This is a genomic window from Achromobacter sp. Root565 (genome assembly GCF_001427425.1).
Lineage (GTDB): Bacteria > Pseudomonadota > Gammaproteobacteria > Burkholderiales > Burkholderiaceae_B > Achromobacter > Achromobacter spanius_D.
On record NZ_LMGO01000005.1, the window covers coordinates 890,113 to 905,537 of the forward strand.

Annotated in this window: 13 protein-coding genes; 10 read left to right on the forward strand and 3 right to left on the reverse strand. The window is 67.0% G+C overall.

Annotated features, from left to right (window positions below):
- Position 1: 1 nt before the first annotated feature.
- On the reverse strand, positions 2-1,186 hold the full coding sequence (locus tag ASD71_RS20705; protein ID WP_056568980.1) for an efflux RND transporter periplasmic adaptor subunit: 1,185 nt from the start codon (positions 1,184-1,186) through the stop codon (positions 2-4).
- 313 nt (positions 1,187-1,499) lie between these two features.
- Here ASD71_RS20705 and ASD71_RS20710 point away from each other — a divergent pair, with 313 nt between their 5' ends.
- From ASD71_RS20710 to purU, 6 genes are all read left to right on the forward strand, one after another.
- A complete protein-coding gene (locus tag ASD71_RS20710) occupies positions 1,500-2,708 on the forward strand; it encodes an MFS transporter (protein WP_156395239.1) in 1,209 nt (402 codons plus the stop codon).
- Positions 2,709-2,710: 2 nt separating this feature from the next.
- On the forward strand, positions 2,711-3,367 hold the full coding sequence (locus ASD71_RS20715; RefSeq protein ID WP_056568985.1) for a gamma-glutamylcyclotransferase: 657 nt from the start codon (positions 2,711-2,713) through the stop codon (positions 3,365-3,367).
- A 115-nt stretch (positions 3,368-3,482) separates the two neighbouring features.
- Positions 3,483-4,112 (forward strand): pyridoxamine 5'-phosphate oxidase, encoded by a 630-nt coding sequence (pdxH, locus tag ASD71_RS20720; RefSeq protein ID WP_056568987.1) that lies wholly within the window; start codon positions 3,483-3,485, stop codon positions 4,110-4,112.
- A gap of 68 nt (positions 4,113-4,180) precedes the next feature.
- The gene (locus ASD71_RS20725) at positions 4,181-4,705 is read left to right on the forward strand and encodes a flavin reductase family protein (RefSeq protein ID WP_056568991.1); all 525 of its coding nucleotides are present in this window, start codon (positions 4,181-4,183) and stop codon (positions 4,703-4,705) included.
- Positions 4,702-5,811, forward strand: coding sequence for an NAD(P)/FAD-dependent oxidoreductase (locus ASD71_RS20730; RefSeq protein WP_056568994.1), 1,110 nt, complete (start codon positions 4,702-4,704; stop codon positions 5,809-5,811). Before ASD71_RS20725 ends, ASD71_RS20730 begins: the two co-directional genes overlap by 4 nt.
- Positions 5,812-5,853: 42 nt before the next feature.
- Positions 5,854-6,708 (forward strand): formyltetrahydrofolate deformylase, encoded by an 855-nt coding sequence (gene purU, locus ASD71_RS20735; protein ID WP_056568997.1) that lies wholly within the window; start codon positions 5,854-5,856, stop codon positions 6,706-6,708.
- Between the two features lie 9 nt (positions 6,709-6,717).
- On the opposite strand, the gene ASD71_RS20740 is transcribed toward purU, so the two are convergent.
- On the reverse strand, positions 6,718-7,632 hold the full coding sequence (locus ASD71_RS20740; protein ID WP_056569000.1) for a LysR family transcriptional regulator: 915 nt from the start codon (positions 7,630-7,632) through the stop codon (positions 6,718-6,720).
- 121 nt (positions 7,633-7,753) lie between these two features.
- Between ASD71_RS20740 and ASD71_RS20745 the strand changes: the two genes are divergently transcribed.
- The 4 genes from ASD71_RS20745 to ASD71_RS20760 all read left to right on the forward strand — a co-directional run bounded on the left by ASD71_RS20745 (position 7,754) and on the right by ASD71_RS20760 (position 13,510).
- Positions 7,754-9,454, forward strand: a complete 1,701-nt coding sequence (locus tag ASD71_RS20745) for an acyl-CoA dehydrogenase family protein (RefSeq protein ID WP_056569003.1) — start codon at positions 7,754-7,756, stop codon at positions 9,452-9,454.
- Positions 9,455-9,523: 69 nt separating this feature from the next.
- The gene (locus tag ASD71_RS20750) at positions 9,524-10,504 is read left to right on the forward strand and encodes a tripartite tricarboxylate transporter substrate binding protein (RefSeq protein ID WP_056569006.1); all 981 of its coding nucleotides are present in this window, start codon (positions 9,524-9,526) and stop codon (positions 10,502-10,504) included.
- Positions 10,505-10,518: 14 nt separating this feature from the next.
- Positions 10,519-11,646: a CaiB/BaiF CoA-transferase family protein gene (locus tag ASD71_RS20755; protein ID WP_056569009.1), complete on the forward strand. Its 1,128-nt coding sequence runs from the start codon at positions 10,519-10,521 to the stop codon at positions 11,644-11,646.
- Between the two features lie 472 nt (positions 11,647-12,118).
- Positions 12,119-13,510 carry an APC family permease gene (locus ASD71_RS20760; RefSeq protein WP_056569012.1) on the forward strand — a complete coding sequence of 464 codons (1,392 nt, stop codon included), beginning with the start codon at positions 12,119-12,121 and terminating at the stop codon, positions 13,508-13,510.
- A 77-nt stretch (positions 13,511-13,587) separates the two neighbouring features.
- On the opposite strand, the gene ggt is transcribed toward ASD71_RS20760, so the two are convergent.
- On the reverse strand, positions 13,588-15,351 hold the full coding sequence (ggt, locus tag ASD71_RS20765) for a gamma-glutamyltransferase (RefSeq protein ID WP_056569015.1): 1,764 nt from the start codon (positions 15,349-15,351) through the stop codon (positions 13,588-13,590).
- Positions 15,352-15,425 lie beyond the last annotated feature (74 nt).

Here is a 15,425-nt window from a genome sequence, read left to right on the forward strand (position 1 = left end):
GTCAGGCTCCCGGCTTGGCGGCGGCCGGCGACGAATCCGCCGACACGACGCGTTCGCCCACCTCCAGGCCTTCCAGCACCTGCGCCTGCACATTGTTGTTCATGCCGATGCGGACCTGACGCGTCTCGGTCTTGTTGCCTTCCCCCACCACGCGCACTTCGTAGCGCCCGTCCGCGCCGCGCTTGCCCAGCGCCGACGCCGGCACCACCACCGCTCCCTTGGCCTCGCCCAGCACGATGAAGACTTGCGCCGTCATCGAGATGCGCAGCTTCTCGTCGGGGTTCGGTACATCGAAGAGACCGTTGTAATAGACCGCGGCGCTGGTGGACGTGCTGGTCGAGGACGTCAGCGACGACGCCGCGTCATCCTTCTGAATGGAGTCCGGGGCCGGTTCCACCGCGCGCAGTGTGGCGCGGTAGCGCTCGTCCGGTTCGCCCAAGATGGTGAAGTAGACCGGCAGCCCGGGCTTGACCCGCGTCACGTCGGCCTCGGAGATCTGCGCCTTGATCGTCATGGTGTCCACCTGCGCCACCTTGATGATGGTGGGCGCGCTTTGGATGGAATTGACCGTCTGGCCTTCCTTGGTGACCACCGCCACCACCATGCCGTCGATCGGCGAGACGATGCGCGTGTAGCCCAGGTTGACCCGGGCCGTGTCCACCTGGATCTCCGCCTGCGCGATCTGCGCGTCCAGCGACGCGATTTCGGCGCGCGTCACGGCCAGCGTGGCCTCGGCGGTTTCATAGGCCTCGCGCGAGCTGGCGTCGGCCGCCAGCATCATGCGCTGGCGCTTGAACGCCAGTTCGGCCTGCTTCAGCGTGGCGACCTTGGCCGCCCGTTCGGCCCGCCGCGTCTGCAACGCCGCCTCGGCGTTGCGCAGCTCATTCTGCTGGGTCAGGTCGTCGATCTCGGCGACCAACTGTCCCTTCTTGACGCGATCGCCCAGTTCCACCTTCAGGGACTTGAGCTGGCCCGTGGCCTGCGCGCCCACGCTGACGCGTTCGATGGCGTCGATGGTGCCGCTGGCAAGAACGCTGTCTTCCAGGTCCGCGCGGGACACCTCGGCCACGGCGAAGGTCGGCGGCGGCGGCGCCGAAAAGAAGGCGGCGCGCGCGCCAAACACGAGAAGCAGGAGGATGACGGCTATGAGGACGTAGCGCTTGAACTTGCTGCGGGACTTTTTCATTGAACCTGGACGATGGGGACGGCTAGGCGCCACGGGCGGCGCTGGTAATGCTGCAAACAAGCGGTGCAAAGCGTAGGCGGATTGCACCGCGCGGAGGGTTCCGTTGCGTGAACGATACAACGATCCCAAGGCTGTTGCGGAACCGTTTTACCGCACCTGCCGCGAACGTGCCGTCATCTTGCCGAATAAGCGCAAGACTTGTCCGGTAGAGACCGTTAACTTCGCAAAGTGACTAGACACTGTCCGCTGCAGCGCAAAAACGCCTCGCCTCGACATAGCCGGATGTTACGAACAGAATGACTGCAGTTAAGCCGTGTCTACCTCCAACAGATCCCCCTCCTCGCCATCCAGTTCCCCGGAGTTTTCCGGGGCGGTGCTTTTGTGCCTGCTGGCAATGATGAATCACGTTGCACTGACCGGGGGACGGATCACCGTTTCCCTGACAGCGCTGCAGATGGGGCTGTCCACATTCACGGTCGGGACGCTGGTCGCGGTGTTTGCCGTGTTGCCGATGCTGTTTTCGGTGCGTGCGGGACGGTGGGTGGACCGGGTCGGCATCGTGCGCCCGCTCGTCATCGGCACCACTTTGGTCGCCTTCGGCACGCTATTGCCCTCCATCTCCCAGACGCAGTCCGCACTGCTGGTCGCGTCCTGCTGCATTGGCATCGGCTTCATGCTGCATCAGGTCGCCACGCAGGACCTGCTAGGCCACGCCGAACCTGAGCAGCGGCTACGCAATTTCTCGTTCATGTCTCTGGCCCTGGCGGGCTCGGGCTTTTCCGGTCCGCTGATCGCCGGCCTGGCCATCGACCACCTGGGCACGCGCACGGCATTTGGCCTCCTCGCCGTCGGTCCCTTGCTCTCCGGAGTCGGTCTGTACGCGCTGCGGCATCAGTTGAAGGCCGTCGACGCGGCCATCACCGGCGTGCGCGAGGCCCAGCGCCGCCGTGTGACCGAATTGCTGGCCGTGCCCGCCTTGCGCCGCATCCTGATGGTGAACACCATTTTGTCCGGCGCGTGGGATACCCATCTTTTCGTCGTGCCGATCTTCGGCGTCGCGATCGGGTTGTCCGCCACCACGATCGGCGTCATTCTTGCCTCGTTCGCGGCGGCAACTTTCGTCATCCGGCTAGCTTTGCCGCTTATTCAGCGCCGGGTGCGGTCGTGGACGCTGGTGCGTGTGGCCATGGCAACGGCGGCCATCGACTTCATGCTTTACCCGCTGTTCACCGACGTTACCGTGCTGATCGTGCTGTCTTTCATCCTGGGACTGGCGTTGGGCTGTTGCCAACCCAGCATGCTGTCCCTGCTGCACCAATACTCGCCGCCGGGCCGCGCCGCCGAGGCCGTGGGCCTGCGCATGGCGCTGATCAACGGCTCGCAGGTGTCCCTGCCGTTGACCTTCGGCGCGCTGGGTGCGGTAATTGGCGTTGCCCCGCTTTTCTGGGCCTACTCCGTGGCGCTGATGGCCGGGGGATGGGCCAATCGAAATCCTCCGCACGAGCCTGAACGGAAAACGTAGTTGTGAACAAGCAGTCCTCCCCCTCTGACATCTCCGGCGCGTCCCTGCCCTTCCGGCTCTGGACGGCAGAAGAACGCCAAGCCTCGCTCGACGACGCGCTCAAACACTGGCAGGCCGGGGAAGACGTGTGGGTATTCGGGTACGGATCCCTGATCTGGCGGCCGGATTTCGACTTCCAGGAACGGCGCCTGGCCACCCTGCGCGGCCACCATCGGGCGCTTTGCCTGTGGTCGCGGGTGAACCGGGGTACGCCCGAATGCCCGGGCCTGGTGTTCGGCCTGGACCGCGGCGGTTCCTGCCGGGGCGTGGTCTATCGCCTGGCCGGCAACCAGGTCCCCAATTACTTTCCCGCCCTCTGGGAACGCGAGATGTCCACGGGCGCCTATCTGCCCCGCTGGATCAACTGCGCCACGGACGAAGGGGTCGTCCGCGCGCTGGTCTTCATCATGAACCGCAGCAATCCGGCTTATATCCGCGCCCTGCCCGAGCCCGAACTGCTGGAGATCGTGCGCCGCGCGGCAGGCCGCTACGGCCCCTGCACGGACTACGTGGTGCAGACCGCCCAGGCCCTGCGGTCCGCCGGCATTCACGACGCCCGGCTCGACGCGATCGCCCGCCGGCTGGAACTGGACGGCCACCCGTTGCCCGAGGGCCCCTGACACAAGGCGGGCAGGCAGGCGCGGCGAACTTGCCCGGGGCCTGCGCGGGGTCAATGAGGGGCCGGTCTCCCAGGCGGTATAAACTCCCTGTTATCAACGCTGAACCCCTAAGACCATGTCCGTCTCTGATCTGCGTCAAAGCTACGAAAAGAATGTGCTCCTGGAAAGCCAGGCCGCCCCCTCTCCGTTCGAGCAATTCACCCGTTGGTTCGACGAGGCCCTGGCGGCCAAGGTGCCAGAACCCAACGCCATGACCCTGGCGACGGTGGATGCCAGCGGCCAGCCCAGTGCCCGCATTGTCCTCATCAAGGGCTTTGACGACCAAGGCTTCACGTTCTTCACCAATTACGAATCGCGCAAGGGCCTGGACCTGCAAGCCGAGCCGCGCGCCGGCCTGCTGTTCTTCTGGCAGCCGCTCGAGCGCCAGGTCCGCATCGAAGGCGTGGTGGAAAAGGTGGCGGCCGAAGAATCGGACGCCTACTACCATAGCCGCCCGGCCGGATCGCGCATCGGCGCCTGGGCCTCGCGCCAAAGCCAGCCCATCACCCGTGAAGAGCTGGAAGCCCGCGAAAAGGAATTCCGCGAGCGTTTCGGCGAACAGCCGCCGCGTCCGCCACACTGGGGCGGCTATCGCCTGAAGCCCACCGCCTTTGAATTCTGGCAGGGCCGGCCGTCCCGCCTGCACGACCGCCTGCGCTACGTCGCGGACGGCGCGGGCTGGAAGATCGAACGCCTGTCTCCCTGATACAGGCGCCCCGACGCGGGGCGTCCCCACGCCGGGCGCCTCCCGCGCCCGACCGAACTGTCTACTGCATGTCCGCCTCCTCCCCTGATTTCGATTCCGTCTTCTTTCGCACCGCTTTAGGCCGTTACGCCACCGGCGTGACGGTCGTGACGACCGCCGGCCTGGACGGCGCCCCCATCGGCCTGACGGTCAGCTCGTTCAATTCGGTCTCGTTGAACCCGCCGCTGGTGCTGTGGAGCCTGTCGCTGGGCTCGTCGTCGCTAGAGGCTTTCGAACAGTGCGAGCGCTACGTCGTGAACGTGCTGAGTGCGGACCAGATCGCATTGGCCCGGCGTTTTGCAACCGGCAAGACGCCGGACCGCTATGCCGGGCTGCAGGTGCACTACGCACCGGGCGGCACGCCCATGCTGGACGGCCACTGCGCCGCCTGGTTCGAATGCCGCAGCCGCAGCCGCTACGTCGAGGGAGATCACGTCATCATGGTCGGAGAAGTCGAACGTTGCGGACATAGTGGCGAGCCGCCGCTCGTATTTCACGCCGGCGGCTTCGACCTGACGCCGGCCGGCACCCGCGCCGAAAAGGCCAAATCATGAGCGTCGATGTCGATTGCGTCGTCATCGGCGCCGGCGTGGTCGGGCTGGCAATTGCCCGCGCGCTGGCCCAATCCGGCCGCGAGGTGCTGGTGGCCGAGGCCACCGAGGCCATCGGGACCGGCACCAGCTCGCGCAACTCCGAAGTCATCCACGCCGGCATCTATTACCCCGCCGGCAGCCTGAAGGCGCGGCTCTGCGTACGCGGCAAGCATCTGCTGTATGCGTATTGCGCCGAGCGCGGCGTGCCGCACAAGCGCCTGGGCAAGCTCATCGTCGCCACCAGCCCCGACCAGGCTGCGCAACTGGAAGGCATCGCCCAGCGCGCCCGCGCCAACGGCGTAGACGACCTGCAATACATCTCGGGCGAAGAAGCCATGCGCCTGGAGCCCGCGCTGCAATGCACCGCCGCGCTGGTGTCGCCGTCCACCGGCATCGTCGACAGCCACGCGCTGATGCTGTCCTTTCAGGGCGACGCCGAAAACGCGGGCGCCCAATGCGTCTTCCATACGCCGCTCGTGTCGGGGCGTGCGCGTCCTGAAGGCGGCTTCGAACTGCAATTCGGCGGCGATGACGCCATGCAACTGACGTGCAACGTGCTGATCAACTCGGCCGGCCTGCAGGCGCCGGCCCTGGCGCGGCGCATCGAGGGCGTGCCCGCCGACAGCATCCCCACCGATTACCTGTGCAAGGGCAGCTATTTCACGCTGTCCGGGCGCGCGCCGTTCTCGCGGCTGATCTACCCCGTGCCCCAGCATGCCGGCCTGGGCGTGCACCTGACGCTGGACATGGGCGGCCAGGCCAAATTCGGCCCCGACACCGAATGGGTCGGGACTGAGGACTACACGCTTGACCCATCCCGCGCCGAGGTGTTCTACGAAGCCGTCCGCACCTATTGGCCGGCCTTGCCGGACGACGCGTTGGCGCCGGGTTACACGGGCATCCGGCCCAAGATATCGGGTCCGCACGAGCCGGCCGCCGACTTTGTCATCGCGGGTCCCGCCGTGCACGGCGTGCCGGGCCTCGTGAACCTGTTCGGCATTGAATCCCCCGGGCTGACCTCCAGCCTGGCCCTGGCGGAAGAAACCCTGGCGCGCCTGTCCGCCTGATCACCGCCCGCTCCCCCTTTCTCTCATTCAGCCATTTCCGCCATGCAGCACAACGACTACATCCTGACCCTGTCCTGCCCTGACCGCACCGGCATCGTCTACCGCGTCAGCGGCCTGTTGTTCGAACTGGGTTGCAACATCCTGGATTCGCAGCAGTTCGGCGACGAAGAGACCGGCCGCTTCTTCCTGCGCGTGCACTTCGACCTGCCGGTCAGCGTGGCCGCCGACGACCTGCGCGCCCGACTGGACGCGATGTCCGCCGACTACGGCATGGAGCTCAAGCTGCACGATGCGCGCCGCAAGGAACGCCTGCTCATCATGGTCAGCAAGCAGGGCCACTGCCTGAACGACCTGCTGTTCCGCGTGCATAGCGGCCATCTGCATGCCGAAGTGGCCGCCATCGTCTCCAATCACAACGATTACGCCGGCCTTGCCGCCACCTACAACATCCCGTTCCACTACCTGCCGGTCACGCCCGACACCAAGCTGGAGCAGGAAAAGCAGGTGCTCAAGATCGTCGACGAGGCGAACATCGACCTGGTCGTGCTGGCCCGCTACATGCAGATCCTGTCGGCGGACATGTGCCGCGCCCTGACGGGCCGCGCGATCAACATCCACCACAGCTTCCTGCCCAGCTTCAAGGGCGCGCGCCCCTACCACCAGGCGCATGCGCGCGGCGTGAAGATCATCGGCGCCACGGCCCACTACGTGACCTCGGATCTGGACGAAGGCCCGATCATCGACCAGGACATCGAGCGCGTCGACCACACGATGACCGCTCAGGACCTGACGCAGGTGGGCAGCGACATCGAATCCCTGGTGCTGTCGCGCGCCGTGCGCAGCCACGTCGAGCACCGCATCCTGCTGAACCGCAACAAGACCGTCGTGTTCCGCTGATCCTCACGCCTATGACAGGACCGCGGCGGGCGGTTGCAACGGCGGAAACGCCTGCGCCACCAAGGCCACCGCGCGCTCCTGCAAGGGCGAACGCGCCGCATCGGGCCAGATCACCTGGCTGATCGAGCGCGCTTCGTGTTCAAACGCAATGAACCGCGTGCCCGCCAGCCCGCTGCGCGACAGGCACGCTGGCACGATCGACACCCCCAGTCCCTGCGACACCAGCGACGCCACGCTCAGCCAGTGGCGCACCTCATGCCGGATCGCCGGCATGAAGCCGGCCGACACGCACATGGCCAGCACCGTCTCGTAATAGCTGGGCGAGGCCGCCCGCGCGAAAAAGACGAAGTCATCCTCTGCCAGCTCCGACAGCCGCAGCGAGGTGCGCTGCGCCAGCGGATGCCCGTCAGGCAGGCATACGACAAAGGGCTCGGCCATCAGGTCGCGCGCCTGCACACCGTCCGGCACCGGATTGGCATGGATGAAGCCCAGGTCCTGCTCGCCGCGCCGTACCGCCTCGATCTGGTCATGCGAGTTCAATTCGGTCAGCACGTGTTCCACGTCCGGCAGTTCGGTCCGCATCACGGCCAGCAGCGCGGGCAGGCCCCGGTACAGCATCGACCCCACGAAGCCGATGCGCAGCCGGCCGCGCAGGCCCGCATCCACCTGGCGCACCAGCGTGCGGACCTCCTCGGCCTGGCGCAGAAGGATCAGGGCCTCGTGGTAAAGCGCCTGGCCGGCATCGGTCAGCTCGACGTGCCGGCTGGTGCGGGCCAAGAGGCGCGCGCCGATGTTCTCCTCCAGTTGGCGGATCGCATAGCTGAGCGGCGGTTGCGAGATGTGCAGGCGCGCCGCCGCACGGCTGAAATGGCGCTCTTCGGCCACGGCGATGAAGTAGCGCAGCAGCCGGGGTTCCAAGTCCATATGTCCCTCCTTACGGCCCATCTATATTTGTTTTGGATTGATCTACATCAAAACAGTATTTGAGTAGATGAATCAAGCCCCGCACCATAGGACACCTTCCCGTCTCGACCCGGATGCCGCCATGGATACCCCCGTCTTGCCCGTTGCCGCCACCGCCACGCCCGTCCCGGATTCCCGCGGGCTGAACCTGTTCAGCGCCGACCCGTACGCCGAGGCGCTGAGCCGCCGCTACCTGCCGCCCGCCCTGCACACACACCTGCTGCCGCACCTGAGCCGGCTGGGCGAACTGGCGGGCGGGGTGATGGACGAACTGGCTTCCGTGGCCGACAAGCATCCGCCCACACTGTCCGTGCGCAGCCGCGCCGGCACGGACGAGTCCCGCATCGACAAGCATCCCGCGTATGTCGAACTGGAACGCCTGGCCTATAGCGAATTCGGCCTGGCCGCGCTGTCCCACCGGGGCGGCGTGCTCGGCTGGCCCGAGCCCATGCCCGCAGCAGCCAAGTACGCGCTCAGCCATCTTTTCGTGCAGGCGGAGTTCGGCCTATGCTGCCCGGTCAGCATGACGGACTCGCTGGCGCGCACGCTGCGCAAGTTCGGCGACCCCGCACTGGTCGAGCGCGTGCTGCCGCAGGTGACATCGCAGGATTTCGACACGCTGCGCCAGGGCGCCATGTTCATGACCGAACAGGGCGCGGGCTCGGATGTCAGCGCCACGGAGGTCACGGCCGAGGCTCAGGACGACGGCACGTGGCGCATTCACGGCGACAAGTGGTTCTGCTCGAATCCCGACGCCGGCTTTGCGATGGTGCTGGCCCGCAGCGAAACGGTCCCCGGCCTGAAGGGCGTGTCGCTCTTTCTGCTGCCGCGCGACCTGGCGGACGGCACGCATAACCACTACCGCATCCTGCGCCTGAAGGACAAGCTGGGCACGCGCTCCATGGCCAGCGGCGAAATCCGCCTGGAAGGCGCGGTGGCGTGGCTGGTGGGCGAACGCGGCCGCGGCTTCAAGCACATGGCCGACATGATCAACAACTCGCGCCTGTCCAACGGCATGCGTGCAGCGGGCCTGATGCGCCGTGCCGTCACCGAAGCGGTCTACGTGTCGCAGCACCGACGCGCCTTTGGCAAGCGGCTGATCGACATGCCGCTGATGCAGCGCCAGCTCGTCAAGATGATCGTGTGGGCCGAACAGGCGCGCAGCGTCATGTTCCAGACGGCGCGCGCGCTGGCCGATGCCGATCAGGGTGCGGCCGACCCCGCGCTGGCGCGCATCCTGACGCCGCTGATCAAGTTCCGCGCCTGCCGCGATGCGCGCAAGGTCACCGGCGACGCGATGGAAGTGCGCGGCGGTTGCGGCTACATCGAGGAGTTCACCGACCCCCGCCTGGTGCGCGACGCGCATCTGGGCTCCATCTGGGAAGGCACCAGCAACATTGTCGCGCTGGACGTGCTGCGCGCCATCAAGAAAGAGAATTCCCTGCCGGCGCTGCGCAGCCACATCGACCGCCTGCTGGCTGATGGCGCGCCTTGCCCGCCCGAACTGGCCGATCTGCAGGCCAGCGCCCTGGAAAAGACCTACGCGCTGGCGGAGCATGCCGCGCAAGGCGACCATGCGCAGCTGGCCCGCCAAGCCGCATCGCTGCTGTATCACGCGGTGTCGATGGCTGCGCTTCGCTGGGAAGCCACCGGCACGGGTCTGGAAAGCCGCGCGCGGCTGGCCGACCAGGTGCTGCTGCACCGCCTGGCCCCGCGCGATCCCTATGCCATCCCGCCTGACGAAAGCGCGGCCAGCCAGGCCATCCTGCAGTACGCGCTGTAGCCCCGTCAGACATCCCGCAGTTACCCGACGCCGGCGGCACAGCCGGCGCGCCATCCACTGGAGACATGCATGAAACGCTATTTCACCCCCCTGTTCCTGGCGGCCGCCGCCGCCATAGCGGCCACCCCCGCCGTTGCCGCAGACGCCTACCCCACCGCGCGGCCGGTCACACTGGTCGTTCCCTTCCCGCCCGGCGGCCCCACCGACGCGCTGGCACGCCGCCTGGCCGAGAAGCTGCGCGAGCCGCTCAAGCAGAACGTCATCGTCGAAAACCGCAGCGGCGCGGGCGGCAACATCGGCTCTGAATACGTGGCCTCCGCCAAGCCCGACGGCTACACCATCCTGTTCGGCACGTCCGGCCCGCTGGCCATCAACGTCAGCCTGTACAAGAAGCAGAACTACAACCCCGAGACCAGCTTCGCGCCCATCATCCGCATCGGCCACCTGCCCAACATCCTGGTGGTGAATCCGTCGGTGCCTGCCAACAACATGCAGGAGCTGATCGCCTACGCGCAGAAGAATCCGGACAAGCTGAGCTACGCCTCGTCCGGCAACGGCGCGTCGTCGCACCTGGCGGGCATCCTGTTCAACCGCATGGCCGGCACCAAGATCATGCACATCCCGTACAAGGGCACGGGCCCCGCGCTGAACGACCTGCTGGGCGGCCAGGTGTCGATGTCGTTCACTGACATCCTGACCGCGCTGCCCTACATCAAGGCGGGCAAGCTGCGCGCCATCGGTCTGGCCAGCGCACAGCGTTCCGATGCGCTGCCCGAGCTGCCGACACTGTCCGAGCAAGGCCTGAAGGGCTATGACGTCAGCGTCTTCTTCGGCATCGTCGCGCCCAAAGACACGCCGGCCGACGTGGTGAACACGCTGAACCAGGCCTTCAAGACGGCGCTGTCCGATCCCGCGATCGAACAGACGCTGCGCATGCAGGGCATCGTCGAAGCGCAGGACAAGACGCCGCAGGGCCTGTCCACCTTCATCACCACCGAAGTCCCCAAGTGGCGCGAGCTGATCCAGAGCGCCAACGTTTCCATCGACTGACGCGAAGAATGCCCATGGCTCACACCCTACCCAATGCTGGCGCCCTCGCAGGCTGCAAGGTGATCGATCTGTCGCGCGTGCTGGGCGGTCCGTACTGCACGCAGATCCTGGCCGACCACGGCGCCGACGTGCTGAAGATCGAGCCCCCCGGCGGCGACGAGACGCGCGGCTGGGGCCCGCCCTTTCTGGGCGAGACGGCCTCGTATTTTGTCGGCGTGAACCGCAACAAGGACGGCATGACGCTGGACTTGTCGCAGCCCGCCGGGCAGGACCTGCTGCGCCATCTGCTGGCCGACGCCGACGTGATGGTCGAAAACTTCAAGCCCGGCACGCTGGAAAAGTGGGGCCTGGGCTACGAAGATCTGAAGGCGGCCTTCCCCGCGCTGATCCATTGCCGCGTCAGCGGGTTCGGCTCGGACGGCCCGCTGGGCGGGTTGCCCGGCTACGACGCCTGCGCGCAGGCGATGTGCGGGCTGATGAGCGTGAACGGCGATGCGGACGGCGAAGCGACCCGCGTGGGCCTGCCGGTCGTGGACATGGTGACGGGGCTGAACGCAGCGGTGGCGATCCTGCTGGCGCTCAACGAACGCACGCGCAGCGGCCTGGGGCAATTCCTGGACATCACGCTGTACGACTGCGCGCTGTCGCTGCTGCACCCGCATGCGCCGAATTATTTCTACGGCGGCAAGGTGCCGCAGCGCAGCGGCAACGCGCACCCGAACATTGCGCCGTACGAAACGTTGCCCACCGCCAGCGGCCCGATCTTCCTGGCCGTGGGCAACAACGGCCAGTTTGCGATGCTGGCGCAGACGCTGGACGCCCCGGCGCTGTCGGCGGATGCACGCTACGCCACGAACGCGGACCGCCTGCGCCATCGCCAGGCCCTGCGCGACGATCTCACCGCTTTGCTGGCCCGCCACGAGGCCGCCGCGCTTGCCGACCAGCTGCTGCGCGCCGGCGTGCCTGCCGCGGCCGTGCAGACGGTTGACCAGGCGCTCGCGCACCCGCACACGCGGCACCGTGGCATGGTGCTGGAACAGGGCGACTACAAGGGCGTTGGCTCGCCCATCAAGCTGTCGCGCACGCCCGCCACGCTGCGCAAGCTGCCGCCAGACTTGGCGCCGCCTGCCGGCCAGGACTGACCCCGCATCAATGACCTGCCCGGCGCCCGCCGGGCTTTTTTTGAGACAGCGTTTCCACTTGGCCAGGTGTCAGACACCCTCGTGACGCCGTATCAGCTTAGCGGCCTTTTCGAACGGGTGTCAGACACCTTCAGGTCAGGCTCGCCCAGACACGCCCAGGTGTCAGACACCCTCGTGACGCCGTATCGGCCTAGCGGCCTTTTCGAACGGGTGTCAGACACCTTCAGGTCAGGCTCGCCCAGACACGCCCAGGTGTCTGACACCCACAAAACCGCTGTCACAGGCTGACGGCCCTCTCCCCGGGTGTCTGACACCGTCCCAAGAACGCCGCCGCCCCGCGAGCAACAACTTAGACATTTGGTTTCAGCAAGCCGCCCGATTGCCGCCTTAGACTTTTTTGCACCTCGCGTTGCATCTGCACGCTGTCCCGAGCCACATAAAAGGCGAGCCACATAAGAGGAAATAAAAGACTATGGCCACGAACGACTCACAAGACCACGGTCAGCTCAAACGGGTGATGGGCCCGAAGCTGCTGCTGCTATTCATCGTTGGCGACATCCTGGGCACCGGCGTCTACGCGCTGACAGGGCAAGTGGCCGCGGAAGTCGGCGGGGCGGCCTGGCTGCCGTTCCTGGTCGCCTTCGGCGTGGCGCTGCTGACCGCCCTGTCCTACCTGGAACTTGTCACGAAATACCCGCGCGCCGCGGGGGCCGCACTCTACGTCCACAAGGCGTTCGGCGTGCATTTCCTGACGTTCATCGTCTGCTTCACCGTCATGTGTTCCGGCCTGACGTCCGCGGCCACAGCTTCGCAGGCCTTTGCCGCGAACCTCTTCGCCGCCATGGGCATCGAAGCCGACAAGCGCTGGATCACGATCGGCGCGCTGGGCTTCATGCTGCTGGTCATGCTGGTGAACCTGCGCGGCGCGGCCGAAAGCGTCCGGGCCAACGTTGTCCTCACGCTGATCGAGCTGTCCGGCCTCTTGATGGTCATCGTGCTGGGCTTTTACGCCATCTCCGGCGGCCAGGCGGACTTCTCGCGCGTCGTCGCGTTCGACACGCCCGAGGACAAGAGCGTCTTCCTGGCGGTGACCTCGGCCACGGCGCTCGCGTTCTTCGCCATGGTGGGCTTCGAGGACTCGGTCAACATGGCCGAAGAGACGCACGATCCCAGCCGCATCTTTCCGAAGGTCATGCTGACCGGCCTGGGCATCACGGCCGTCATCTACGTGCTGGTGTCGATCTGCGCCGTCGCGCTGGTGCCGGTGGGCGAGCTCGCCAAGAGCAGCACGCCGCTGGTGCTGGTGGTCAAGCGCGCCGCGCCCGGCCTGCCGGTGGAGTACATCATGCCGATCATCTCGATGTTTGCGGTCGCGAACTCCGCGCTGATCAACATGATGATGGCCAGCCGCCTGCTGTACGGCATGTCGCGCCAGGGCGTGCTGCCGTCCTTTCTGGCCCACGTGCACCGCAAGAACCAGACGCCGTGGACCGCCATCCTGTTCACCACGGCGTTGGCCTTCGGCCTGATCATCCTGGTCGCCCTGGCCGATTCGCAGGCGATCCGCGCGCTGGGCGGCACCACCGCGTTGCTGCTGCTAGGCGTGTTCGCGTTCGTGAACGTTGCCGTGCTGGTGCTGCGGCGCGACAAGGTCGAACACCGCCACTTCTCCATCAACCGCATCGTCCCGTGGCTGGGCGCCGCGGCGTGCCTGTTTCTTGTCACGCCGCTGACGGGCCGTGACGTCATCCAGTACCAGGTCGCAGGCTGGCTGCTGCTGCTGGGCGTGGTGATGTGGTTCGTGACCTGGCTGGCGCGGCGCCGCGAGGCCAAGATGGAACTGGACCCGTCGGCGCTGGAATGATGCGTGGCGCCACGGCCGAGGCGCCTTAGCCGAGGCGTCTCAGCCGGGCTCAGCTTGACGTCTTGGCCGCGGCGCCGTCAGCCGCCCACCGCCAGCCCTTCGCGGCGCGGGTCCGCGCCGCCTTGCAGGCCCTTCGAATCAATGACGATGCCGTGGATGCCGCTGGGAAACTCGGTGATGCGCACCGGGTGTCCCATGCGCTCCAGTTCCGGCGCCAGCGCTTCCAGCGCCGTGCCCTTCTCCAATTCGGTTTCCTTGTTGCGGCTGCCGAAGTTGGGCAGGTCGATCGCCGACTGGATATCAAGATTCCAGTCCAGCACGCCCACGAGCGTCTTGGCGACGTAGTTGATGATCGCGCTGCCGCCCGGTGAGCCCACCAGCAGGTAGGGCTTGCCATCGCGTAGCACCATCATCGGCGCCATCGAACTGCGCGGCCGCTTGCCCGGTTCGATGCGGTTGGCGACGAGCCGGCCTTCGGGATCCTTGAACGACGACGAAAAGTCCGTCATCTCGTTGTTCAGCAGAAAACCCCGCACGAAGATCTTGCTGCCGAATTCGCTTTCGATGGTGGTCGTCATGGTGAGCGCGTTGCCTTGCGCGTCGACGGCCACGAGGTGGCTGGTGGACGGCAATTCCAGCGCGTTGTCCTTGCCCAGCGACAGCAGCTTGCCTTCCGGGTCGCCCGGCAGCGCGACCTTCATGCTGCGATCCGGCTGGATCAGCGCGCCGCGCGCGCGCAGGTAGGCGGGGTCCAGCAAGGCGCGCACCGGCACGCGCACGAAGTCCGGGTCGGCCACGTAGAAGTCGCGGTCGGCGAAGGCCAGCCGGCCGGCTTCCGAAAAATAATGCACCGCCTGCGCCGTGCCCGGCGCGTAACGGCTTAGCGGAAACTGCTCCAGCTCGCCCAGGATCTGCAACACGGCGATGGGTCCGCTGCTTGGAGGTCCCATGCCGCAGAGCTGGTAGCCGCGATACGCGCCGCAGACGGGGTCGCGCGGCTTGGCGCGATAACCCGCCAGGTCCGCCAGAGTGAGGTCGCCCGGCTTCTCGTGCCCCTGCACGGCGGCCACGATATCGCGCGCGATGTCGCCCTGGTAGAACGCATCGGCGCCTTGCGTTGCGACCGCGCGCAGCGTGCGTGCGAATTCCGGGTTCTTCAGCACGTGGCCCACCGGCCAGGGCATCCCGTCCGGCGCATAGAAAAACGCGGCCGCCGCGGCCTGCTGCGGCAACGCCTTGTTGCCGGCCAGCAGTGAATGCAAACGCGGCGACACCGCAAAGCCCGCTTCCGCCAATTCAATGGCCGGTTGGAACAGGTCGGCCCACGGCAGCTTGCCGTGCGCCTTGTGCGCCAGTTCGAGACCGCGCAGGAGGCCAGGCACCGCCACCGACATGCCGTTGTTGACGGCCTGCGCAAACGGTAGCGGCTTGCCCTCGGCATCCAGGAAGCGGTCGGGCCGCGCGGCCGCGGGCGCGGTCTCGCGGCTGTCGATGGTGCGGATCTGGCCGTCCGCTGCGGAGTACAGCACCATGAACGCGCCCCCGCCGATGCCCGACGATTGCGGCTCGACCAGGTTCAGCACCAGTTGCGTCGCAATGGCGGCGTCCACCACGCTGCCGCCGCGCCGCAGCATGGCTTCGCCCGCGCGGCTGGCCAGCGGATTGGCGGACACCATCATGAAGTGCGGCGCGCGCACGAGCTGGCGCGCCTGGACGCCGCTGGCAGCCTCGGGATTGATGTCCTCGGCCGCGGGCGGCGTGCGCGCCCAACTGGCGGAAACGAACGGCAGGCCGGCTATCGCGGCGGCGAGCAGCAGGGCGGCGTGGCGGCGTAGGCGCATGGAGGGCTCCGGTGATCGCCGGACACCCGGCTGGCGTCCATGATAGTCAAAGGGCCGCGCCGCTGTCGCGCGGC

Coding starts and splice junctions, on each gene's coding strand:
- ASD71_RS20755 (WP_056569009.1), top strand. CDS start 10,519: ATGGCTCACACCCTACCCAATGCTGGCGCCCTCGCAGGCTGCAAGGTG.
- pdxH (WP_056568987.1), top strand. CDS start 3,483: ATGTCCGTCTCTGATCTGCGTCAAAGCTACGAAAAGAATGTGCTCCTG.
- ggt (WP_056569015.1), bottom strand. CDS start 15,351: ATGCGCCTACGCCGCCACGCCGCCCTGCTGCTCGCCGCCGCGATAGCC.
- ASD71_RS20760 (WP_056569012.1), top strand. CDS start 12,119: ATGGCCACGAACGACTCACAAGACCACGGTCAGCTCAAACGGGTGATG.
- purU (WP_056568997.1), top strand. CDS start 5,854: ATGCAGCACAACGACTACATCCTGACCCTGTCCTGCCCTGACCGCACC.
- ASD71_RS20730 (WP_056568994.1), top strand. CDS start 4,702: ATGAGCGTCGATGTCGATTGCGTCGTCATCGGCGCCGGCGTGGTCGGG.
- ASD71_RS20740 (WP_056569000.1), bottom strand. CDS start 7,632: ATGGACTTGGAACCCCGGCTGCTGCGCTACTTCATCGCCGTGGCCGAA.
- ASD71_RS20725 (WP_056568991.1), top strand. CDS start 4,181: ATGTCCGCCTCCTCCCCTGATTTCGATTCCGTCTTCTTTCGCACCGCT.
- ASD71_RS20745 (WP_056569003.1), top strand. CDS start 7,754: ATGGATACCCCCGTCTTGCCCGTTGCCGCCACCGCCACGCCCGTCCCG.
- ASD71_RS20705 (WP_056568980.1), bottom strand. CDS start 1,186: ATGAAAAAGTCCCGCAGCAAGTTCAAGCGCTACGTCCTCATAGCCGTC.
- ASD71_RS20750 (WP_056569006.1), top strand. CDS start 9,524: ATGAAACGCTATTTCACCCCCCTGTTCCTGGCGGCCGCCGCCGCCATA.